Source organism: Paraburkholderia sediminicola (assembly GCF_046030555.1).
GTDB classification, from domain to species: domain Bacteria; phylum Pseudomonadota; class Gammaproteobacteria; order Burkholderiales; family Burkholderiaceae; genus Paraburkholderia; species Paraburkholderia sediminicola_E.
The window spans coordinates 129754-150427 of the sequence record NZ_JAQQCH010000014.1; the positions used below are offsets into that span (position 1 = coordinate 129754).

Below are 20674 nucleotides of genomic sequence, written 5' to 3' on the forward strand. Positions count from 1 at the left end.
GCAAGCAGCGGCGATGGAGTCGTAAAATGAGCTACACCGAGACAATCGGCAGCCGCACTTATCGTTTCGCCGATCTGAAAACGTTAATGGCGAAAGCCAGCCCGCAACGTTCGGGCGACCAGCTCGCGGGCGTCGCGGCGGCGAGCGAAGAAGAGCGCGTCGCGGCCAAGATGGCGCTCGCGCAGGTGCCTTTGCGCACGTTTCTCAACGAAGCGTTGATCCCGTACGAAACCGACGAGGTCACGCGCCTCGTGATCGACGATCACTCGCCACAAGCATTCGCCGAGATCTCGCATCTCACCGTCGGCGATTTTCGCAACTGGCTGCTGAGCAGCACGACCGATGCAGATGCGCTCACGCGTATCACCACCGGCCTTACCCCGGAGATGGTTGCGGCGGTCTCGAAGCTGATGCGCAATCAGGATCTGATCACGGCGGCGCGTAAACGTCCGGTGATCACGCGGTTTCGCAATACGGTCGGCTTGCCTGGCCGCATGTCGGTGCGTCTGCAACCGAATCATCCGACCGACGATGTCAAAGGGATCGCCGCGTCAATGCTCGACGGCCTGATGTACGGCTGCGGCGACGCGATGATCGGCATCAACCCCGCCAGCGACAATCTCGCCGCGATCACCAAACTGTTGCTGATGATCGACGATTTCCGCCTGCGCTATCAGGTGCCGACACAATCGTGTGTGCTGACCCATGTCACGAATACGATTGCCGCCATCGAAAAAGGCGCGCCGGTCGATCTGGTGTTTCAATCGATTGCTGGGACGGAGAAAGCGAACGCGGGTTTCGGTATTTCGCTCGCGCTGTTGCAGGAAGCGTATGAGGCGGGGCTGTCGCTGAAACGCGGCACCGTCGGCAATAACCTGATGTATTTCGAAACCGGGCAGGGCAGCGCGTTGTCGGCCGATGCGCATTTCGGCGTCGATCAACAGACATGCGAAGTGCGCGCCTATGCCGTCGCGCGTACATTCAATCCATTTCTGGTCAACACGGTGGTCGGTTTCATCGGACCGGAGTATCTGTACGACGGCAAGCAGATCACCCGTGCGGGTCTCGAAGACCACTTCTGCGGCAAGCTGCTTGGCGTGCCGATGGGCTGCGACATCTGCTACACGAATCACGCCGAAGCCGATCAGGACGACATGGACAACCTGCTCACGCTACTCGGCGTGGCAGGGATCAATTTCATCATGGGCATTCCGGGCGCGGACGATGTGATGCTCAACTACCAAAGCACCTCATTCCACGATGCACTGTATGTGCGCGACGTGCTCGGCCTGCGCCGTGCACCGGAATTCGAAGAGTGGCTGGAGTCGATGCAGATCACCGACGCGCGCGGCGCATTGCTGAGTGCGTCGACACAACAACCGCTGCTGGAAGGCGCGCGCGACTGGATGGGCATCGCATGAGCGACTTCCTCGAAAAGAATCCGTGGAACGCGCTGCGGCAGTTCACCAACGCTCGGATCGCGTTGGGCCGCGCGGGCAACAGTTTGCCGACGGCACCGTTGCTGGCGTTCAACCTGTCGCATGCGCAGGCGCGCGACGCGGTGCATCATCCGCTCGACACGGACGTGTTGCACGAACAGCTGCGCGCACAAAGTTTCAGCACATTGGATGTGCATAGTGCCGCGCCTGATCGCGAGCATTATTTGCGGCGGCCTGATCTCGGCAGGCGCTTAAGCGATGAGAGCCGCACAGCGCTTGGTCAACTTAAGATCGAGTCACCCGAAGTAGTCTTCGTCATTGCCGACGGTCTCTCTGCATTCGCTGCGTCGAAGCAATCGATCCCACTGCTGCAAGCAGTTTGCGCAAAACTCACAGACTGGAAGATCGGCCCGGTAGTCGTCGCACGTCAGGCTCGCGTCGCGCTCGGTGACGAGATCGGCGAATTGCTCAATGCCAAACTGGTGGTGATGCTGATCGGCGAGCGTCCGGGTTTGAGTTCACCCGATAGCCTCGGTATTTACCTGACTTACGCGCCAAAAGTGGGCTGCAGCGATGCGCAACGTAACTGCATTTCCAACGTGCGTCCTGAAGGTCTCAACTACGAGTCAGCCGCACACAAGTTGCACTATCTGCTGACGCATGCAAAACGCTTGGGTCTCACGGGCGTTGGTTTGAAAGACGATAGCGACGCGCTGCTAGCGAGTACGCCGACAACACCTGCAGTCGGCAGCGATTCAAATTAGCAACGCGCTGCTAACGGGCACGCCTGCAGTCAACAACAAGTCGAACTCAGGCGCGACATAAACACGCCACTTAAGCATCCGCCCGTTCCACCGGATGCGTTTCCAACCACGCGTTTTCATCGTCCGCGAACAGCCGCGAGCGCGTGAGAAAACGCAAGCCGCTCGGCCGTTCCAAAGAAAACATCCCGCCATTACCCGGCACCACGTCAATGATCAACTGCGTGTGCTGCCAGTATTCAAACTGCGATTCGCTCATATAGAACGGCACGCCGGCAATCGTGCCGAGTTTCACATCGGACGAGCCGACCATGAACTCACTCTGAGGAAACATCATCGGCGCGCTGCCGTCGCAGCATCCACCGGATTGGTGAAACAGTACCGCCCCGTGTTCGGCGCGTAACTTCTCGATCAAATCGACTGCGGCGGGCGTGACGATTACGCGGGCCACTTCCTTCTCATCAGCCATCACATACCCTCACTGAAAAAGAGCGAGCCGCGCAAAGCGGCCCGCTCGAACAGAATCGCCAGCTCCTCGTAACGCTCAGAAGAAACCGAGTGGCTTATCGCTATAGCTGACGAGCAGGTTCTTGGTCTGCTGATAGTGATCGAGCATCATCTTGTGATTCTCGCGGCCGATGCCCGATTGCTTGTAGCCACCGAACGCGGCGTGTGCCGGATACGCGTGATAGCAGTTGGTCCACACGCGGCCCGCCTGGATTTGCCGGCCGAAGCGATAGGCGCGCGTACCGTCGCGTGTCCATACACCGGCGCCCAGGCCGTAAAGCGTATCGTTGGCGATCTCGAGCGCTTCGTCTTCGTTCTTGAAGGTCGTCACGGAAACAACCGGTCCGAAGATTTCTTCCTGGAAGATGCGCATCTTGTTATGACCGCGGAATACGGTGGGCTTCACATAGTAGCCCTTGCTCAGTTCACCGCCGAGCGCATTGCGTTCACCGCCGATCAGACATTCGGCACCCTCCTGCTTGCCGAGATCGACGTACGAGAGGATTTTTTCCAGTTGCTCCTGCGAGGCTTGCGCGCCGATCATCGTCTTCGTATCGAGCGGGTGGCCTTGTGTGATAGCGGCCACACGCTTCAATGCGCGTTCCATGAAGCGGTCGTAAATCTTTTCGTCGATCAGCACACGCGACGGACACGTGCATACTTCACCCTGATTCAGCGCGAACATCGTGAAGCCTTCGAGCGCCTTGTCGAAATAGCTGTCGTCCTCGTTCATCACGTCGGCGAAGAAGATATTCGGGCTCTTGCCGCCGAGTTCGAGCGTCACAGGAATAATGTTCTGGCTCGCGTACTGCATGATCAGGCGGCCCGTCGTCGTCTCGCCGGTGAAAGCGATCTTCGCGATGCGCTTGCTCGATGCGAGCGGTTTGCCGGCTTCGAGGCCGAAACCGTTCACCACGTTCAGGACGCCCGGCGGCAGCAAATCGTGAATCAGTTCGAGCAGCACGAGAATCGAAGCGGGCGTTTGCTCGGCCGGCTTCAGCACGACGCAATTGCCGGCAGCCAAGGCCGGCGCGAGCTTCCATACCGCCATCAGGATCGGGAAATTCCACGGAATGATCTGGCCGACCACGCCGAGCGGTTCGTGAAAGTGATACGCGACGGTGTCGTGGTCGATCTCGGAGATCCCACCTTCCTGCGCACGCACGGCGCCGGCGAAATAACGGAAGTGATCGATGGCTAGCGGGATATCGGCCGCCATTGTTTCGCGCAGCGGTTTGCCGTTGTCGATCGTTTCAGCTACGGCGATGCGTTGCAGATTCGCTTCCATCCGGTCGGCGATACGGTTCAGGATGTTGGCGCGATCGGCGACGGACGTCTTGCCCCACGCTGCCTTGGCACGATGCGCGGCGTCGAGCGCGAGTTCGATATCGGCTTCGCGTGAACGCGGGATCGACGTAAACGCCTCACCGGTGATTGGCGAGACGTTGTCGAAGTACTCGCCGCCCACCGGTTTTACCCATTCGCCGCCGATGAAATTCGCATACTGCTTTTTGTACGGGAATTCGGTGGTCAGAAACTGCATCTCTGCGTGATTCATCTGTGTGCTCCTCACATGTTTGAATGGGCTATATTCGGCGCGATATTTCGCTTGGCCGCGAGAGGCTAGAGCCAGAACCGTGCCAATGCACCGCGCTGGTGAGCCGCGCACGCGCAGCAGGCACTCCTGCGAAGCATGACGCGTGGCATTGTTCAGCTTGCCGGAGGTGACCGTTTCGTTTCTGACCAGGGTGCGCAGCGCTGTTCAGGAATTGAACAGGGCGCGCGTACCGACTGGTGAGATCGAAGCAAAGTAAGCGAAGAATCCGTTCGGCATGGGAATTGCCTTCCTTTCTCGCTTCGATATTCCGCTTTCGCAGACCCGGTATGACGATCGATTTCCGAAACGACAGCCTGACAGCACCGACGCACACCCAACAGCCGAGCTTTTGCGTGCAGACCTGCGTCGCCTACGACGCCGACGAACAGGCGCGCAACCTCCATGGCTGGCACCAGACCTATGACCAACTGACCGCGGGTCGTTTTGTCGGTGGCCTGACGGAGTTGTGCCTCGATCACATGCAGGTGTTCGTCGAAACGACCAGTCACACGCTGCGGCAGACCTGCGAGGTGCAGAAGGACGCCTATTGGTTCGGTATTCCGATTTGCCGTGAAGGTTCGGGGCGTATCGATGCGCAAGTGATCGCTGGCGATGCGCTCGCATTCCGTCCGGGCGGGATCGAATTCGAATTGCTGACCTCGGCGGGCTACGAGATTTTCGGCGTAGTGGTGAAGGGTGAAGTGCTGCGCCGTTACGCCGCTGAAGTGGAACGCGTCGGCCTGGTTGATCATCTGCCGAACACGGAAGTCGTGTCGATCGGCACGGCGCGCAGAGAGCGCTTGTGCGCTTCGTTGCGGCAACTTCTCAACGACGGCGCAGCGAGCAGTACCCCGCTGTCCTCGTTCGCACGCAACAATTTGCAGGCGTCGGTACTGGCTTCACTATTCGATGTGGGTGCGTTGCCGGCCGCGGAGCAGGTGGCGATGCCTGCGCGTGGGCGCCGTCAGTCGATCGTGTCGGAAGCGCGCGAATATGTGCTGGCCAATCGCGACCGTGCGATCAACGTGCCGGAGTTGTGTGAGCGCTTGCATGTGAGCCGGCGCACGCTGCAATACTGCTTTCAGGATGTGCTGGGGATGGCGCCCGCCACGTATCTGCGCACGATCCGCCTGAATGGCGCACGGCGCGATCTGTGCAATGCGTCGCGTGAATCGCGTTCGGTGCAGGATGTGGCGACGGCGTGGGGCTTCTGGCATCTGAGCCAGTTCGCTACCGACTACCGGAAGCTGTTCGGCATGCGACCTTCCGATACGTTGAAGACCGCGATCGGCGCTCATCAGGTGACGGGGAATCGTTCGTTCGCTCACTAGGATCGTGCGGCGCGTTGCGCATCGCTGGCACAACGTACGCCGGCCGGCGGCCTGCTGTTTGCAGGCGGCGGCCCCCGCACACACTTATTTGCGCAATAGCCGCAAGCCATTCGCCACCACCAGCAGACTCGCGCCCACATCGGCGAACACGGCCATCCACATCGTGCCCGAGCCCATCATCGTCAGCACGAGGAAAAAGCTCTTGATGCCCAGTGCCAGCGTGATGTTCTGCACCAGCACCGAATGCGTCGCCTTCGACAGACGGATGAACTGCGGAATCTTGCGCAGATCGTCATCCATCAACGCGACGTCGGCGGTTTCGATCGCGGTGTCGGTGCCCATCGCGCCCATCGCAAAGCCGATGTCGGCACGCGCCAGCGCGGGGGCGTCGTTGATGCCGTCGCCAACCATGCCCACCGTCGCCCCTTCCTGCGACCATTGCGCGACCGCGTTCAACTTGTCTTCGGGTAACTGATTGCCGCGTGCTTCATCGATGCCGACCTGCTGCGCGATCGCCGCGGCCGTGTGCGGATTGTCGCCAGTGAGCATGACGGCACGCACGCCGAGGCGCTGCAAATCGGCGATGGCGGCGCGGCTCGTGTCCTTCACCGTATCGGCGACGGCGAACAGCGCGAGTACGCGTTCGGCATCCACCAGCATCACGACGGTTTTGCCTTGCCCCTCGAGCGCATCCAGCCGCGCCTCGAGCGACGTTGAGCATCGGCCGAGTTCTTCGACCAGCCGATGATTGCCGAGCCAATAGGGCGAGCCGTCTATTTCGCCGCGCACGCCGCGGCCCGGTAGTGCCTCGAACGTGTCGACCGCGGCGTTCGATATGCCTTCGGCTTGAGCCGCAGCCGCGATCGCCATCGACACGGGATGATCCGAACGACCCGCAAGACTCGTCGCGAGCGTCCTGCAACGGACGACGTCGACATCGGCCAGCATTTCGAACTCGGTTTGCACCGGCTTGCCGTGCGTGATCGTGCCGGTCTTGTCCAGTGCGAGCCGGCTCAGCTTGCGCCCCTGCTCGAGGTAGGCGCCGCCTTTGATCAGGATGCCTTTGCGGGCGGCAGCAGCGAGGCCGCTGACAATCGTCACCGGCGTCGAGATCACCAGCGCGCACGGGCACGCGATCACCAGCATCACGAGTGCCTTGTAGACCCATTCGTGCCACTGTCCGCCAAAAAGCAGCGGCGGCAACACCGCCACGGCGAGCGCGGCAGCGAACACGATCGGCGTGTAGATACGCGCGAACTGATCGACGAAACGCTGCGTCGGCGCTTTGGTGCCTTGTGCTTCTTCGACCGCGTGGATGATGCGCGCAAGTGTCGTGTTGCTGGCCGCGGCCGTGACGCGATAGTCGAACGACCCGGCCTGGTTGATCGTGCCGGCGAACACTGCGTCCCCCAAGGTCTTGTCGACCGGCAGGCTTTCGCCGGTGATCGGCGCCTGGTCGACGCTCGAGCGGCCCGCGACGATTTCGCCGTCGAGTGCAATCCGCTCACCCGGCTTCACGCGCACGACCGCGCCGAGCGCGATCGCTTTGAGGTCCATGGGCCGCCAGCTACCGTCGGCTTGCTGCACGCTGGCCTGTTCGGGCGTGAGTTGCATCAGCCCCTGGATGGCATTGCGGGCACGGTCGAGCGACTTCGCTTCGATCAGTTCGGCGATCGTGAAGAGCACCATCACCATCGCGGCTTCCGGCCACTGTTGCAGGATCAGCGCGCCAGTGACCGCAATACTCATCAGGGCGTTGATGTTCAGGTTGCCGTTACGGATCGCGACCCAGCCCTTTCTGTACGTCGTGAGGCCGCAGGCGGCGATCGCCAGGATTGCCAGACCCGCTGCCAGCCAGACGGGGGCGCCAAGCCAGCCAGCGGCCTCTGAGCCCACCGCAGCAATACCGGCGAGCGCCAGCGGCCACCACGGCTTGGGCGGTGCGTGGGGGACGGCCGCAGCGGCGTCCGGGGTCGCGTCTGCCAGTTCAGGCGTGAAGTCGAGCGAACGGATCGCGGCGAGGATTGTTTCGAGGGCGTCCGGCGCGTGGACGACGGTCAGGACGCGCTGCATCAGGTTGAAGTCCATGCTGCGCACGGACGGCATGCGGCTGAATTTCTTGCGGATCAGCGCCTCTTCAGTCGGGCAGTCCATCTGCATGATGCGGATCGCGGTGCGTACGTCGCTGCCGACGGCTTCGGATTGCGGGAGCGTGACCGACGCGGCTGCCACGTGCGCCGTTCCGCAACAGCCTGCTTCGGCGTGGAGGTGGGCGTGGGCATGACCGTGGTCGTTCGCCGCGTCGCCATGGCTGCAGCTTTCACCGTGAACGTGAGAGTGCGCTTCGTGGCCATGACGGCGGGTTTTACTATGGCCGTGACCACAGGATTCGCCATGACCGTGACCGTCGACGTTTTCATCGGCAGGCTTGTGGGCGTGCCCTTCGTGCCCGTCGGCACAGGCTTTGGCCTGATCCGGACGGTCTGCTTCGGCTTGGTTCGCGTGAGGCATAGGTGGCTTCCTGGTTCGATTTGTGGTCTAGTAAACACCTTGAAGCCACTACAAGGTCAAGGCCGCAATCCGGAGGGTCCATGAAAATCGGCGAACTGGCGAAAATCGCCCATTGCACGACCGAAACCATCCGCTTCTACGAAAAAGAGGGTCTGTTGCCCGAAGCGGAGCGTACCGAGGCCAATTACCGCAGCTATTCGGTGAGGCACGTCGAACGCCTGCGCTTCATCCGCAATTGCCGTGCGCTCGATATGACCCACGACGAAATCCGTGCGTTGCTGCGTCTGACCGACGCACCAGCGGACGGCTGCGGCGGCATTAATGACCTGATCGACGAGCACATTGCGCACGTCGACACGCGCATCGACGAATTGAAGCAACTGAAAGCGCAACTGACCACGTTGCGCGAGCAATGTCACGGCGAGCAGGCCGTTGAAGACTGCGGCATCGTCCAGGGCCTCACTGAAATGGATGTCGGCGCAGCGCGTGCGCGGCATACGCATCTGGGTTGAAGCGTTCCGTCCGTATTGATGACGGCGGCGCTGACCACGGCAGTGACAGCATTCACGGCTGGGCCATTTATCCGGCCCACCCAATAAACAATCGAATCCAGTTGGAGAATCAACGTGTTTACCTGTAGAAACCAGCCCTGCGGCGAGCAGTGGGAGATGTCGGACGTCGTCATCAAGAATGAAGGGCAGGGGCTCCTGTTCCGTTGCCCGATGTGCGGCGCGCGCAATTACGTCGAACGTTTCGACGGGGAAGATGGCTCGGTGCTGTACGAGCAGATCGAAGGCCGTCCCGCAACCGGCCCCATGGCCGATTAATTCCTGGCCTTCAGTCTCTTCAGCCCCTTCAGTCGATAGCGAGCCACCACCCTTATGAACAGTCCCACACCAGCCGGCGCGCCGTTTAGCCAGCTACCGCTGCCCCCCGCGACGCTCGCCAATCTGACGCAGATCGGCTATGTCGAGATGACGCCGATTCAGGCCGCGAGCTTGCCGATCGCACTGGCCGGCAACGATCTGATCGCCCAGGCGAAAACCGGCAGCGGCAAGACCGCGGCATTTTCGCTGGCGCTGCTCAACCGCCTCGACGTGCGCAACTTTGCCGTGCAGGCGATGGTGCTCTGCCCGACGCGCGAACTCGCCGACCAGGTCACGCAGGAAATCCGCCGTCTGGCGCGTGCCGAAGAAAACATCAAGGTGCTGACGCTGTGCGGCGGCACGCCGATGCGTCCGCAAACCGCTAGCCTCGAACACGGTGCGCACATCGTGGTCGGCACGCCGGGCCGGATCATGGATCACCTTGAGCGCGGCAGCCTGCCGTTGCAGTCGCTCAACACGCTGGTGCTCGACGAAGCCGACCGCATGCTCGACATGGGTTTCTTCGACGATATCGCGACGGTCGTGAAGCAATGCCCGAAAGAGCGCCAAACGCTGCTGTTCTCGGCGACGTACCCCGAAGGCATCGTCAAACTCAGCCAGCAATTCCTGCGTAATCCGAAGGAAGTGAAGCTCGCCGAGCGGCACGACAACACCAAGATTCGTCAGCGCTTCTATGAAGTGACCGAAGACCAGCGTCTGCATGCCGTCGGTCTGCTGCTGAACCACTATCGTCCAGTGAGCACGCTGGCGTTCTGCAACACCAAGCAGCAATGCCGAGATCTGCTCGACGTGCTGCGCGCGCAGGGTTTTCATGCGCTCGCGCTGCACGGCGAACTCGATCAGCGTGAACGCGATCAGGTGCTGATCCAGTTTGCGAACCGCAGTTGCTCGGTGCTGGTTGCCACCGATGTCGCCTCGCGCGGTCTGGATATCGCGGAGCTCGAAGCGGTGATCAACGTCGACGTGACGCCGGATCCGGAAGTACACGTGCACCGCATCGGTCGCACGGGTCGTGCCGATCAGGAAGGCTGGGCGCTCAGTCTCGCCAGCATGAACGAGATGGGCCGCGTCGGCAGTCTCGAACAGGCACAGAAGCGTGAAGTCGAATGGCACAAGCTGGCCGATCTCAAGCCGGCGAGCAACGAGCGTCTGCTGCCGCCGATGGAAACGCTGCAGATTCTCGGCGGTCGCAAGGAAAAGATCCGTCCGGGCGACGTGCTCGGCGCACTGACCGGCGAAGCGGGTTTCGCCGGTTCGCAGATCGGCAAGATCAACGTGACCGAAATGTCGACCTATGTGGCCGTGGAGCGCAGCATCGCGCGCGAGGCAATGCGCAAGCTCAGCGGCGGCAAGGTGAAGGGCAAGAAGGTCAAAGTCCGCATGATGGACGACGCGTGATCGCTGACTAGTTTGCTTTGACGGCTGCGACCGCCTGGTCGCAGCCTGGTTGCTCCGCCTCACCGCTGCGCGCCGTCGCAGCAAATCGCAGCGCCATCTCGCCGCCGCGCATCACATTACGTCATACCTCGGCTATTTTCCGCGCTCCCCGCGCGGCCGCCTTTCTCCCGCTAAACCCCCGATTTCATTGCCTTCGCCTGCTCCAGCACGGCATTGCGCGAGCCATGACGTAAACGCATGCCGTGCATGACAAAGTTTCGATTGTGACCGTTCTTTGGCTGATGCCTAATCATCGAACCGGATGGGACCGCCGCGCAGTGGGCAGTCCGCGAATCCGCTGCCGGATGGAGAAAGGGAGAAGCCTTATGCAGAGCGCCATGCAAGCCCGCTCGAAACTGCCTGACGTAGGCACGACGATTTTTACCGTGATCGGTCAACTGGCCGCGCAACATGACGCGCTGAACCTGTCACAAGGTGCGCCGAATTTCGCGCCCGACGCGAAACTGATCGACGGTGTCGCGCAAGCCATGCGTGCCGGTCATAACCAGTACGCACCGATGGCCGGCATCGCCGCCTTGCGCGAAGCGCTCGCCGACAAGGTCGAGACGCTGTACGGCGTGCGCTACGACCCGTCGAGCGAAGTTACCGTGATCGCGAGCGCCAGCGAAGGCCTGTATTCGACGATCAGTGCGTTGGTGCATCCGGGCGACGAAGTCATCTACTTCGAACCGTCGTTCGACAGCTATGGCCCGATCGTTCGCCTGCAAGGCGCAACGCCGATCCCGATCAAACTGTCGCTGACCGATTTCCGCGTGAACTGGGACGAGGTCGCCGCCGCGATCACGCCGAAGACGCGCATGATCATCATCAACACGCCACACAACCCGACCGCGACCGTATTCAGTGAGGCCGACATCGCGCGTCTGAAGGCCGTGACGCGTAACACCGACATCGTGATTCTGGCGGACGAAGTCTACGAACATGTCGTGTTCGACGGCGCCAAACATCAGAGCATGGCCTGCGACGCCGAACTCGCGGAGCGCAGCGTGATCGTGTCGTCGTTCGGCAAGTCGTATCACGTGACCGGCTGGCGCGTCGGCTATTGCCTTGCGCCCGCCGCGCTGATGGACGAGATTCGCAAAGTCCATCAGTTCATGGTGTTTTCTGCGGACACGCCGATGCAGTACGCGTTTGTCGATGCATTGGCCAATCGTGAGAGCTATCTCGGCCTGTCCGCGTTCTATCAGAAGAAGCGCGATCTGCTCGCCCATGCGCTGCGCGATTCACGCTTCGAGTTGTTGCCGAGCGAGGGCAGCTTCTTCATGCTCGCGCGTTTCCGCGGATTCTCCGAGGAAAGCGATAGCGATTTCGTGCTGCGCCTGATTCGCGATGCGCGCGTGGCGACGATTCCGCTGTCGGCGTTTTATACCGACGGCACGGATTCCGGTTTGATCCGCCTGAGCTTTTCGAAGGACGACGCGACCTTGATCGAAGGCGCGCGGCGTTTGTGCGAAATCTGATTCGCCGGTTGTGCGAGTTTTCCCGGCGAACGCTTGAAGATCTGACCTGGTCGCAGAGAGACGCGATCAGATCAACGGCGGCGTGAACCGGCAGCATTTTTGATCGCAGTATGATCGTCGCGTCGTTACGTCGTACGTCGTGATGCATCGATGCGTTGCATGCTGCGATTACAACAATATCGAAGGAAAGGGACCTGTTATGAAGTTGCTCAAGCCTCTATTGGTGCTGGCCTGCGCATTCACGGCAATCGCCGCATCGTCTGCCGCGATCGCCGCCGAACCCGCGACCCTGCGTTTTGGACTCGAGGCGCAGTATCCGCCGTTCGAATCGAAAGGGCCGAACGGTGAACTGCAGGGTCTCGACATCGACGTCGGCAATGCCGTCTGCGTCGCTGCGCATATGACATGCAAATGGGTTGAAACCTCGTTCGACGGTTTGATTCCCGCGCTGCAGGGTCGCAAGTTCGATGCGATCAATTCAGCGATGAACGCCACCGAACAGCGCCGTCAGGCGATCGATTTCACGACCGTCGTGTATCGCGTCCCGACGCAGTTGATCGCGAAGCACGACAGCGGTTTGCTGCCGACGCCGGCATCGTTGAAGGGCAAGCGCGTCGGCGTGTTGCAGGCGTCGATTCAGGAAACCTTTGCGAAGGCGCATTGGGAACCGGCAGGCGTCACCGTCGTGCCGTATCAGGACCAGAACCAGGTTTATACGGATCTCGTCGCGGGTCGACTCGATGCAACGCTCGTTCTCGCGCCGGCTGGACAGACGGGTTTTCTGTCGAAGCCGAGCGGCAAGGGCTACGCGTTCGTCGGTCAGCCGGTGCGCGATGACAAGATCCTCGGCAGCGGCATTGCGTACGGGATTCGCAAGGGCGACAGCGCGCTGCGTGATCAACTGAACGCGGCGATTGCGAAGGTTCAGGCCGACGGTACCGTGAAGACGTTGGCGGCGAAGTATCTCGGCAATATCGATGTGACCGCGAAGTAACTGATTGGCCGTATTACTGACCAGTATTACTGGCCGTGTTCCGCGGCTGCCGTGTTGCGATCGGCGCCGCGAAATTCGTTCTCGGCGTTGACCATGCGGCGCTTGAGCATCGGCAGGTTGTTCACCACGCGCAAGCTGGTGCGCATGGCACTCAACGCCATCCGCCCGACCACCGGCCGATGCAGCGCACTGCTGGCATCGAATTGCTTGCGCGATTCCGCGACCGCGTGAAAGCCGTAGCGGCGCATCTCTTCCTCGTAACCCGCGACGGCGTCGTGGCCCGACAGCTTGCCCTGTTGTGCATCGGCCAGACGTGCGGCGAGCAACGCGGCATCACGTAGCGCGGTGTTCGCGCCGACGCCGCGGCCCGGCGTCATCAGATGCACCGCGTCACCCAGGACCGTGACGTTGGTGGTCGGCCAGGCGTCGACCGGAACCGACGTGCGCACGTCGACACTGAACACGGTGGACGGATCGGATGCGCGAATCAGCGCGCGTAGATTGGGATGCCAGCCATCGGTGATCTGCGTCGCGAGCGCGAGCAACGCAGCCTGTCCGAGTGATTTGGGATCGGCCGGCAAATTGCGCAATGCGCCCCAGACACCCCACATCAGATAGTCGCGCGTGTTGTCGTAGAGCAATCCAGGCCAGCGCGAGAGCAACTCGGCGTCGTTACTGCCGATACTCTCCTTCATTCCGCTGCCGTCCGCGCGCCACGGAAATTCCATTACATGCACGATGCCGCCATAACCCTTCGGCGCGTTGATCAGCGTAATGCCGTCGAGCACTTTGGGCGGCAGCAGCGCGCGTGACGTTTCGTCCATCGGTACCTTTGCACCGACGCTGACGATGCCTGTGTTTTCCAGCCGCGCGTGCGGCAGCAATTGGCGGCGCACCTTCGACCGTGCACCGTCCGCACCGATCAGCAGGTCGGCAGTCGCGTGGGTGCCGTCTGCGAAATGCGCGGTGACGCTGCCGTCGGCATGCTGTTCGTACGACGTGAAGGTCTTATCGAAATGCACGTGTGCATCAAGACCGGTGAGCAGCACTTGCCTGAGCGTCATCCGGCTGACCGATTTGCCGCCGCTCATCGATTCGTCCGCGAGCGGCACCGTGAGCAATTCGGTCAGTCGCTCGGTCAGGATGTTGAAGTGGCCCGGCGTGCGTGCGCAAGTCGCCAGAAACGTCGCATAAAGTTCTGGTGGAAGGCACGCGTTCAGCGATGCCAGCCCGTGCGGATTGATACCGACGCGATAGCCCTGCAAACCGTCCGCGCGCGTGCGATCGCGTTCATAGACATTCACGTTGATGCCGGCGCGCTTCAACCCGTGCGCAAGACAGAGGCCGCCAGTGCCGGCTCCGATTACGATCACATTCATGGGTTCACGGTTCATGACTTCGCCTCCTTCTTTGTGGCAGGTTGGGCCGGCCTGTACTTGTATTCGCCGGCCGGCAGCGTGAAACGTTGAGCGATTTCTTCGAGCCATTCCGGACTCCAGGTCAGCGTGCCGGCCTTCAGATCGGCCACCACACTGCGAACCCAATCCATCTCGACGACCAGTTGCGCGCGCACCAATTCGCCTTCGAGCAGAAAAAGCCGCGGCACCTGCATCTGGGTGGCTTGTTCAGTGGCGTTGTCGATCCGGACCAATTCCCGCTCGAGCGCGCTGATGCGGGTCTCGAGCTGGCGGCACACGTCGTCCGGTGAAAGCAGTGGCAGGAACGAGAGTGCGGCCGGAAAGGCTGGGAAATCGCGGGCGGGTTGCGCGAGCTGTTCGCGCAACCACAGACGGCCGGTGTCACGGCCGGCTTCGGTGATTTCATAGACGGTGCGCTCGGGGAACGCGCCGTCGCGTTCCGTTTCGCGAATGGCGATCAGGTCGCCGCGCACCAGGCGATCGATGGTTTGATACAGGCTATTGCGCTGGCCAACGTTGATCACCTCATCCTTGCCGCGTGCCTTGATGAGCTGCTGCATTCGGTATGGATGCATCGGCGCTTCAGTCAGCATGGCAAGGACAGCGAGGGCAAGCGGAGAGTGGCGGACCATAGTCAGGGTGACTGTGAGCTAGTCTTTGTTGATCTAGTCATAATATAACTATGTTTTTTCGAGATTGGAAGTACGGCATGTCGGGATTTCCTGCGGTCGCACTGTTTTTCGCGCTGGTCCGCGGCGGATTGGACCGTTAGGATGTGGGTCGCGCCCCATGCACAGGCGACGAAGCTGCGATGGGATAACGCGCATGACCGAGGAGCACGCGATGAGCGGGACGAATGACTGCAGTGATTCAGCGGTGACGGCTGCGGCGCCGAAGTTCTGGCGCGATGAAGCGTTGCCGTTCATCGAGGCGCGTTCTATCGAAGATGGCCGCGAGGTCTGCTATGCCAAACACTCGCACGAGACGTTCTCGATCGGCGCCGTTACCGGCGGGCGTAGCGTGTATGTGAATCGGCACGCGAGCGCATGGATCGGCGCCGGTGCGGTCGTGATGATGAATCCGGACGACGTGCACGCATGCAACCCGGTCGCCGACGAGCGATGGTCGTATCGGATGCTGCATGTGGATGTCGATTGGCTCACGGGTCTGCAACACGACCTGGGTTTCAGCGACAACCACGCGTTTCGCGCTTTCTCGCAGACCATGACGGTGGACCCGGCCTTGTTCGACGGTTTGAACCGTCTTTACACGGTCCTCGTCGACAATGACAGCGAGCCCATGCGCAAAGAAAGCGCTGCGCTCGCTTTCTTCTCGGAAGTGCAACAGAAGTTGAATCCGGCGCCCTTACCGGATGATGACGCGAGCGGCCAACTCGCGCGGGCCGCGGAATTCATCGCTGAAAACTGTACCCTTCCGCTGAAGCTGGAGGATGTCTGCAAGGCGGCAGAGTTGTCCGCCTCGCACTTGATCCGCGCGTTCAAACAGCGTTATGGCATGACGCCGCACGCGTATCTGACCAATCGGCGCATCCAGTACAGCCGCGCACAACTCCGGCGCGGCTGCGCTATAGCAGACGTCGCGCTCGATGCGGGCTTTGCCGATCAGGCGCATTTGCAGCGGACCTTCAAGCGGCTGGTTGCGGCGACGCCGGGGCAGTATCGCAGTTGAATTGCGCAGGTGCGTTCCGCGCGCCACGTCACGCTATCAGCAGATACAGCGCACTGGCCGCGAGCAAAGCAGCCATCCCACGATTGAAAAACCTCACGCGCCTCGGCTCCTGCAAGTACCGGCGCAGGAACGTGCCGGCGTACGCCCAACTGGCAATCGATAGATAGCAAACCACGAAGTACACGACAGTGAATTGCCAGACGAGCTGGCCTTCGCCATCGGCCGCGTAGGCGCCCATGCCGGCTAATGATGCGAGCCATGCTTTCGGATTGAGCCACTGCATCGCCGCGCCGTAGGCGAACGATGGCCCGCGAGTGGGTTTGTCCGCGCCGAGCTTGCCGTCATCGACAGCGAGTTTGTAGGCCATGTAAAGCAGAAACCCGACGCCGGCCCATTTGACGATGGTGATCAGATTGGGGAAATGCGCGAGCAACGCATGCAGACCCAGACCGATGAGCAACAGCAACAGCGTGAATCCGACGGTCGCGCCGGTCACATGCCGCATGCTCGCGGTGAACCCATGTTGTGCGCCGGCGCTGAGCGCGACGACATTGACCGGCCCGGGAGAAATCGACGAGACCAGCGCAAAGGCGGCCATGGAGAGTAAAACGGTCATCTGGTGCCTCGATACGTGAGTGCGCAGGATTTGCGACGCTCAACGGTATCGGGCAGTGGGGCGGGGTGTATTGAAGGAAATTACTTTCAGTGAAGCTCTGCCGCAGCGCCGCAGCATTTCTTGAATTTCTTGCCGCTGCCGCAAGGACACGGATCGTTGCGGCCGACTTTAGGTTCGGTGCGCTGCGTCGTGGCGGCGAGCTTCCGCTCATTGACGGCCTGGCGCTGGGGAAGCCAGAAACGATAGATCGCGGCGACGCTTGCGGGAATCCGTTTGGTGAGGGCATCGTCCTGTTGCGGCGTGCCGATCAATTCCTCCTCTTCCGGCGTGAGATCCAGAGCGCCCATCAGATGTATCGGATTCAGCCATTCCCGGCCTTGCTCGCTGTCGAACAACGCTTGCCAATCCGCTCGAACGAGCGTGAGACCTTGCATGAAGCCCACTGCCCACGCTTCGCCGTCGATGAATTCGCGATTGCTGTCGTCGATCTGGCAGAAGCCAAATACCGGTTCGAACCCATCAGGATCATTTTCCAGACTGGCAATGATGCCGTTCATGTTCCGCAGGATCAGCCCAAGAATATGTTGCGCCTGATCCATTGTTTCGAATGCCGGAGCGTCATCCTCGCTGGGTCCCCAGACGCCTGGCAACCAGTAACTGGGCGGTACGGTATTCGGTCCGATCGCCATCGCGGTCAGATAACCGTCGAGCCCTTCGATCGTCAGTGTTTCATCCGACGTCAGGTCGGAAATCAGAAACTCATCGAGTTCGTCGAACTCTTTTTCGGAGAGCGGAGTGGCCAGATTGGCGGGGTCGAGTTTTGACTTGGACATAGCGAGGCTCCGGCGCTTCGAATCGTAGGTCCCGATGACATCTCGGGAACGCGGAGCCGGCTTGCTCACGCGGCACCGGCGCCGCAAAGCAAAAAGCCCAGTCGCAAGGACCGGGCTTTTCGTTGAATCTTTGGTGGGGCGTGACAGATTCGAACTGTCGACCTACGGATTAAGAGTCCGCTGCTCTACCAGCTGAGCTAACGCCCCAAACAGAAGCGAAATTATGCCGAAACTTTCCGAGATTGCCAACCCCCTTTAGCAGATTTCTTAAAAAATCTGGGGTGGGAGGCGATCCCAATCCCGCACGGTCTGCTGTCAGGCACCGGAAAGGCGCGCGGCTCACCGTCCCGGTATCATGTCGCGGACACCTGCCGCGCGAAGCGTCGCGCGGCTTTCGACCGGGGACCGCCATGGATGACAAAGAAATTATCGAGCTGCTCGACCGCATCCTCGCGCCTTGGGTCCGCGCGCTCACGCTGACCCCGGTCAAGGTCGACGAAGAGAGTGCGACTTTGCGCCTGCCATTCTCCGGCGGGCTGCGTCACTCGGGCGGTGTGATCTGCGGCCAGGTCTTCATGGCGGCCGCTGACACGGCAATGATCGTCGCGATTTCCGCTGCGCTCGGCGGCTTCAAGCCGATGAGCACGGTGTCGCTCAATATCAGTTTCATGCGCGCGGTCCGCAACGGCGACGTGCTGATCACCGCGCGCGTGCTGCGCATGGGCCGCAATCTCGTGTTCGGCGAAGTCGAATTATTCGACGAAGCCGGCAACATGGCCGTCCACGCCACCACCACCTACGCGCTGCTCGACTGAAACCTGAAATTTGAAGCTGGCCCGTAAGCCGCAATAGAGGAAAAAGCCAAGATGTTCGATCAGGTCGTATTCGCCGGCGGCGGCAATCGCTGCTGGTGGCAGGCGGGATTCTGGGACGTGGCGCAGCCGGCGCTGAATATCCGGCCGCGCGTCATCACCAGCATTTCGGCCGGCGCCGCCACTGCGTGCATGCTCTACACGCGCGATTCCGACTGGGTTATGCGCTATTACGAAGAAGCACTGCGTCACAACACCCGCAACGCGTACTGGGGCAATCTGCTGCGCGGCGAATCGGTGTTTCCGCATTACCGGATCTACCGGAAGGCGCTGCTCGACATCTACGGTGACAAATTCTCGACGCTCGCCGACGCACCCGAAATCCGCATCGGCGTATCGCATCTGCCGCGCTGGCTCGGCGCGCGAAGTGCCGTCGCCGCGGGCCTGATTGCGTACAACATCGAGAAATACGTGCGTAAGACGCTGCATCCGACGCTCGGTCAGACGCTCGGCTTTCATCCGGAATTCGTGCGCGCGCAGGATTGCGCGACGGTGGAGGATCTCGCCGATCTGATTCTGCAATCGTCGAGTACGCCGCCGTTTACGCCGGTTTTGCGGCGCAACGGCCGGCCGGTGCTGGATGGCGGGATGGTCGACAACGTGCCGGTCGGCGCGCTCGACGCCGATGCACCCGGCAACGTGCTGGTGATGGTCACGCGTCTTTATCCGCGGCCGCAGATGTTCGTCGTGCCGCACGGCGTGCAGCAACGGCTCTACGTGCAGCCGTCGCGCAAGGTGCCGATTTCGAGTTGGGATTACACGAGCCCATCGCAGATGGTGCACGCGTACAACCTTGGCCGTGCCGATGGCGAGGTCTTTCTGGAACGCATGCCCGATCTGCTGGAAGCCGGCGCGCACGAAGCGCGCTGAGGTGAATGTGACTAACGGGGTGGCGCGGCTGCTAAAAGCGTTGCGCGGCTCGCAGGCCACGCGCCAACCAGATCGGCGCGTAGATTGAAGCCGACACAACCGCGAGGGATGAACGCGGTCGCTTAACCAACGCCACAGACTATCGCCGACGCCCGCCCTGCAATGCTTCCGGATTCGCTGTGCTGGAGGTATCGCCGGCGTCGAAAGCCAGAATGTTCTGGAATGCCGCGGTGAAATACAACTCGTAGCTCTCGCGCTCCACGTAGCCGATGTGCGGCGTGCAGATCACGTTCTCCATGCGCAGCAGGCTATAGCCCTGCAGAATCGGCTCGCTCTCGTAGACATCGATCGCGACCATCCCCGGCCGGTTGTGCGACAGCGCGTTCACCAGGGCGTTTTCGTCGAGCAATTCGGCCCGGCTCGTGTTCACGAGCAACGCGGTCGGCTTCATCCGCATCAGGTCTTCCTGCTTGACGATGCCGCGCGTGTCGTCATGCAGACGCAAGTGCAACGACAACACGTCGCTCTGCTCGAACAGCGCCTCGCGGCTCTCGGCCACACCGTATCCGTCCGCCCGTGCCGCTTCGCGCGAATGCTCGCGCCCCCAGATCAGCACGTTCATGCCAAACGCCTTGCCGTACCCGGCAAGCAGCCGCCCGATCTTGCCGTAGCCCCAAATTCCCAGCGTCTGACCGCGTAACACCTGGCCCAGACCGAAGTTCGGCGGCAGCGCCGACGTCTTCAAACCGGACTGCTGCCAGGCCCCTTGCTTAAGGTTTGCTACGTATTGCGGAATCCGCCGCTGAGCCGCCATGATGAGGGCCCACGTCAGTTCAGCCGGTGCCGTCGGCGAACCGCTGCCCTCCAGCACGGCGATGCCGCGCTCGGTACAGGCGGCGAGATCGATATGGCTTGAGACTTTGCCGGTCTGGCTGATCATGCGCAGATGCGGCAACTTATCGAGTAGTTGCGAGCTGATGCGGGTGCGTTCGCGAATCAGGACGAGAGCGTCGACCTCGGAAAGACGGCTCGCCAGTTGCCCGAGACCGCGGACAGTGTTGTTGAAAACCTTGACCTCATGGTCGGCCAGCAATTGAAAGCAATCGAGCTTGCGGACAGCGTCCTGGTAATCGTCGAGGATGGCAATCTTCATGGTATGTGTCTTGCGACGCACCATAGCGGTGCGGAACGGAGTGTTATGCTGACTGTCCCACCATGTGACCCAGGTCACATGCCGGTATGACTGAATGCCTTAACGTAGAAGCTGCCGCATAGAACGGCAGCGCCACTGCAAGGCCGATTGACATCGTTTTTAACAGTTTGTTGCGTGTTGAGGCAAGCCGCTTTACAGACGGTTGCAGACGACTGGCTGCGGATGCCTCCGCACAACACGCTGTGTGGCCCGTGATGACCTGCACAATTGTGCGTCGG

At 61.2% G+C, this 20674-nt stretch carries 20 protein-coding genes and 1 tRNA gene; 12 read left to right on the top strand and 9 right to left on the bottom strand.

Annotated features, from left to right (window positions below; genetic code table 11):
• Positions 1–26 precede the first annotated feature (26 nt).
• Both PQQ52_RS20715 and eutC read left to right on the top strand, forming a co-directional pair.
• Entirely contained in the window at positions 27–1421 is a 1395-nt protein-coding gene (locus PQQ52_RS20715; RefSeq protein WP_408215194.1) for an ethanolamine ammonia-lyase subunit EutB, read from the top strand.
• Positions 1418–2203, top strand: a complete 786-nt coding sequence (eutC, locus tag PQQ52_RS20720) for an ethanolamine ammonia-lyase subunit EutC (protein WP_408215196.1) — start codon at positions 1418–1420, stop codon at positions 2201–2203. Before PQQ52_RS20715 ends, eutC begins: the two co-directional genes overlap by 4 nt.
• A gap of 70 nt (positions 2204–2273) precedes the next feature.
• On the opposite strand, the gene PQQ52_RS20725 is transcribed toward eutC, so the two are convergent.
• Positions 2274–2669: a DUF779 domain-containing protein gene (locus tag PQQ52_RS20725; protein WP_408215199.1), complete on the bottom strand. Its 396-nt coding sequence runs from the start codon at positions 2667–2669 to the stop codon at positions 2274–2276.
• A 75-nt stretch (positions 2670–2744) separates the two neighbouring features.
• Entirely contained in the window at positions 2745–4265 is a 1521-nt protein-coding gene (gene adh, locus PQQ52_RS20730) for an aldehyde dehydrogenase (RefSeq protein ID WP_408215202.1), read from the bottom strand.
• Positions 4266–4591: 326 nt separating this feature from the next.
• Between adh and PQQ52_RS20735 the strand changes: the two genes are divergently transcribed.
• Entirely contained in the window at positions 4592–5635 is a 1044-nt protein-coding gene (locus tag PQQ52_RS20735; protein WP_408215204.1) for a helix-turn-helix domain-containing protein, read from the top strand.
• A gap of 84 nt (positions 5636–5719) precedes the next feature.
• Here the strand turns inward: PQQ52_RS20735 and PQQ52_RS20740 are convergent, their stop codons facing one another.
• Positions 5720–7795, bottom strand: a complete 2076-nt coding sequence (locus PQQ52_RS20740) for a heavy metal translocating P-type ATPase (protein WP_408215384.1) — start codon at positions 7793–7795, stop codon at positions 5720–5722.
• A 114-nt stretch (positions 7796–7909) separates the two neighbouring features.
• Between PQQ52_RS20740 and PQQ52_RS20745 the strand changes: the two genes are divergently transcribed.
• From PQQ52_RS20745 to PQQ52_RS20770, 6 genes are all read left to right on the top strand, one after another.
• Complete coding sequence (locus PQQ52_RS20745) at positions 7910–8230, top strand: hypothetical protein (RefSeq protein ID WP_408215207.1); 321 nt, start codon at positions 7910–7912, stop codon at positions 8228–8230.
• Positions 8227–8658 carry a Cd(II)/Pb(II)-responsive transcriptional regulator gene (gene cadR, locus PQQ52_RS20750; RefSeq protein ID WP_408215209.1) on the top strand — a complete coding sequence of 144 codons (432 nt, stop codon included), beginning with the start codon at positions 8227–8229 and terminating at the stop codon, positions 8656–8658. The genes PQQ52_RS20745 and cadR overlap by 4 nt, the downstream gene beginning before the upstream one ends.
• Positions 8659–8772: 114 nt before the next feature.
• On the top strand, positions 8773–8973 hold the full coding sequence (locus tag PQQ52_RS20755) for a hypothetical protein (protein ID WP_074285771.1): 201 nt from the start codon (positions 8773–8775) through the stop codon (positions 8971–8973).
• A gap of 54 nt (positions 8974–9027) precedes the next feature.
• Positions 9028–10431: an ATP-dependent RNA helicase DbpA gene (dbpA, locus tag PQQ52_RS20760; protein ID WP_408215212.1), complete on the top strand. Its 1404-nt coding sequence runs from the start codon at positions 9028–9030 to the stop codon at positions 10429–10431.
• Positions 10432–10796: 365 nt separating this feature from the next.
• Positions 10797–11951 (top strand): pyridoxal phosphate-dependent aminotransferase, encoded by a 1155-nt coding sequence (locus tag PQQ52_RS20765; RefSeq protein WP_408215214.1) that lies wholly within the window; start codon positions 10797–10799, stop codon positions 11949–11951.
• Positions 11952–12150: 199 nt separating this feature from the next.
• A complete protein-coding gene (locus tag PQQ52_RS20770; RefSeq protein ID WP_408215217.1) occupies positions 12151–12945 on the top strand; it encodes an ABC transporter substrate-binding protein in 795 nt (264 codons plus the stop codon).
• Positions 12946–12971: 26 nt separating this feature from the next.
• On the opposite strand, the gene PQQ52_RS20775 is transcribed toward PQQ52_RS20770, so the two are convergent.
• Positions 12972–14339: an FAD-dependent oxidoreductase gene (locus PQQ52_RS20775; RefSeq protein WP_408215220.1), complete on the bottom strand. Its 1368-nt coding sequence runs from the start codon at positions 14337–14339 to the stop codon at positions 12972–12974.
• Positions 14336–14995: a PadR family transcriptional regulator gene (locus PQQ52_RS20780; RefSeq protein WP_408215223.1), complete on the bottom strand. Its 660-nt coding sequence runs from the start codon at positions 14993–14995 to the stop codon at positions 14336–14338. The genes PQQ52_RS20775 and PQQ52_RS20780 overlap by 4 nt, the downstream gene beginning before the upstream one ends.
• Before the next feature lie 211 nt (positions 14996–15206).
• On the opposite strand from PQQ52_RS20780, the gene PQQ52_RS20785 reads away from it, so the two are divergent.
• The gene (locus PQQ52_RS20785) at positions 15207–16052 is read left to right on the top strand and encodes a helix-turn-helix transcriptional regulator (protein WP_408215225.1); all 846 of its coding nucleotides are present in this window, start codon (positions 15207–15209) and stop codon (positions 16050–16052) included.
• A gap of 28 nt (positions 16053–16080) precedes the next feature.
• Here the strand turns inward: PQQ52_RS20785 and PQQ52_RS20790 are convergent, their stop codons facing one another.
• From PQQ52_RS20790 to PQQ52_RS20800, 3 genes are all read right to left on the bottom strand, one after another.
• A complete protein-coding gene (locus PQQ52_RS20790) occupies positions 16081–16668 on the bottom strand; it encodes a LysE family translocator (RefSeq protein ID WP_408215228.1) in 588 nt (195 codons plus the stop codon).
• A gap of 86 nt (positions 16669–16754) precedes the next feature.
• Entirely contained in the window at positions 16755–17501 is a 747-nt protein-coding gene (locus tag PQQ52_RS20795) for a UPF0149 family protein (RefSeq protein ID WP_408215229.1), read from the bottom strand.
• A 131-nt stretch (positions 17502–17632) separates the two neighbouring features.
• Positions 17633–17708, bottom strand: a tRNA-Lys gene (locus tag PQQ52_RS20800).
• Positions 17709–17911: 203 nt separating this feature from the next.
• Here PQQ52_RS20800 and PQQ52_RS20805 point away from each other — a divergent pair.
• Both PQQ52_RS20805 and PQQ52_RS20810 read left to right on the top strand, forming a co-directional pair.
• Positions 17912–18316, top strand: a complete 405-nt coding sequence (locus PQQ52_RS20805) for a PaaI family thioesterase (RefSeq protein WP_097390878.1) — start codon at positions 17912–17914, stop codon at positions 18314–18316.
• 51 nt (positions 18317–18367) lie between these two features.
• Positions 18368–19243 (top strand): patatin-like phospholipase family protein, encoded by an 876-nt coding sequence (locus tag PQQ52_RS20810; RefSeq protein ID WP_325047471.1) that lies wholly within the window; start codon positions 18368–18370, stop codon positions 19241–19243.
• A 139-nt stretch (positions 19244–19382) separates the two neighbouring features.
• On the opposite strand, the gene PQQ52_RS20815 is transcribed toward PQQ52_RS20810, so the two are convergent.
• Positions 19383–20396 (bottom strand): D-2-hydroxyacid dehydrogenase family protein, encoded by a 1014-nt coding sequence (locus tag PQQ52_RS20815; protein ID WP_408215232.1) that lies wholly within the window; start codon positions 20394–20396, stop codon positions 19383–19385.
• Positions 20397–20674 lie beyond the last annotated feature (278 nt).

Coding starts and splice junctions, on each gene's coding strand:
- PQQ52_RS20715 (WP_408215194.1), top strand. CDS start 27: ATGAGCTACACCGAGACAATCGGCAGCCGCACTTATCGTTTCGCCGAT.
- eutC (WP_408215196.1), top strand. CDS start 1,418: ATGAGCGACTTCCTCGAAAAGAATCCGTGGAACGCGCTGCGGCAGTTC.
- PQQ52_RS20725 (WP_408215199.1), bottom strand. CDS start 2,669: ATGGCTGATGAGAAGGAAGTGGCCCGCGTAATCGTCACGCCCGCCGCA.
- adh (WP_408215202.1), bottom strand. CDS start 4,265: ATGAATCACGCAGAGATGCAGTTTCTGACCACCGAATTCCCGTACAAA.
- PQQ52_RS20735 (WP_408215204.1), top strand. CDS start 4,592: ATGACGATCGATTTCCGAAACGACAGCCTGACAGCACCGACGCACACC.
- PQQ52_RS20740 (WP_408215384.1), bottom strand. CDS start 7,795: ATGCAGATGGACTGCCCGACTGAAGAGGCGCTGATCCGCAAGAAATTC.
- cadR (WP_408215209.1), top strand. CDS start 8,227: ATGAAAATCGGCGAACTGGCGAAAATCGCCCATTGCACGACCGAAACC.
- dbpA (WP_408215212.1), top strand. CDS start 9,028: ATGAACAGTCCCACACCAGCCGGCGCGCCGTTTAGCCAGCTACCGCTG.
- PQQ52_RS20765 (WP_408215214.1), top strand. CDS start 10,797: ATGCAGAGCGCCATGCAAGCCCGCTCGAAACTGCCTGACGTAGGCACG.
- PQQ52_RS20770 (WP_408215217.1), top strand. CDS start 12,151: ATGAAGTTGCTCAAGCCTCTATTGGTGCTGGCCTGCGCATTCACGGCA.
- PQQ52_RS20775 (WP_408215220.1), bottom strand. CDS start 14,339: ATGAACCGTGAACCCATGAATGTGATCGTAATCGGAGCCGGCACTGGC.
- PQQ52_RS20780 (WP_408215223.1), bottom strand. CDS start 14,995: ATGGTCCGCCACTCTCCGCTTGCCCTCGCTGTCCTTGCCATGCTGACT.
- PQQ52_RS20785 (WP_408215225.1), top strand. CDS start 15,207: ATGAGCGGGACGAATGACTGCAGTGATTCAGCGGTGACGGCTGCGGCG.
- PQQ52_RS20790 (WP_408215228.1), bottom strand. CDS start 16,668: ATGACCGTTTTACTCTCCATGGCCGCCTTTGCGCTGGTCTCGTCGATT.
- PQQ52_RS20795 (WP_408215229.1), bottom strand. CDS start 17,501: ATGTCCAAGTCAAAACTCGACCCCGCCAATCTGGCCACTCCGCTCTCC.
- PQQ52_RS20805 (WP_097390878.1), top strand. CDS start 17,912: ATGGATGACAAAGAAATTATCGAGCTGCTCGACCGCATCCTCGCGCCT.
- PQQ52_RS20810 (WP_325047471.1), top strand. CDS start 18,368: ATGTTCGATCAGGTCGTATTCGCCGGCGGCGGCAATCGCTGCTGGTGG.
- PQQ52_RS20815 (WP_408215232.1), bottom strand. CDS start 20,396: ATGAAGATTGCCATCCTCGACGATTACCAGGACGCTGTCCGCAAGCTC.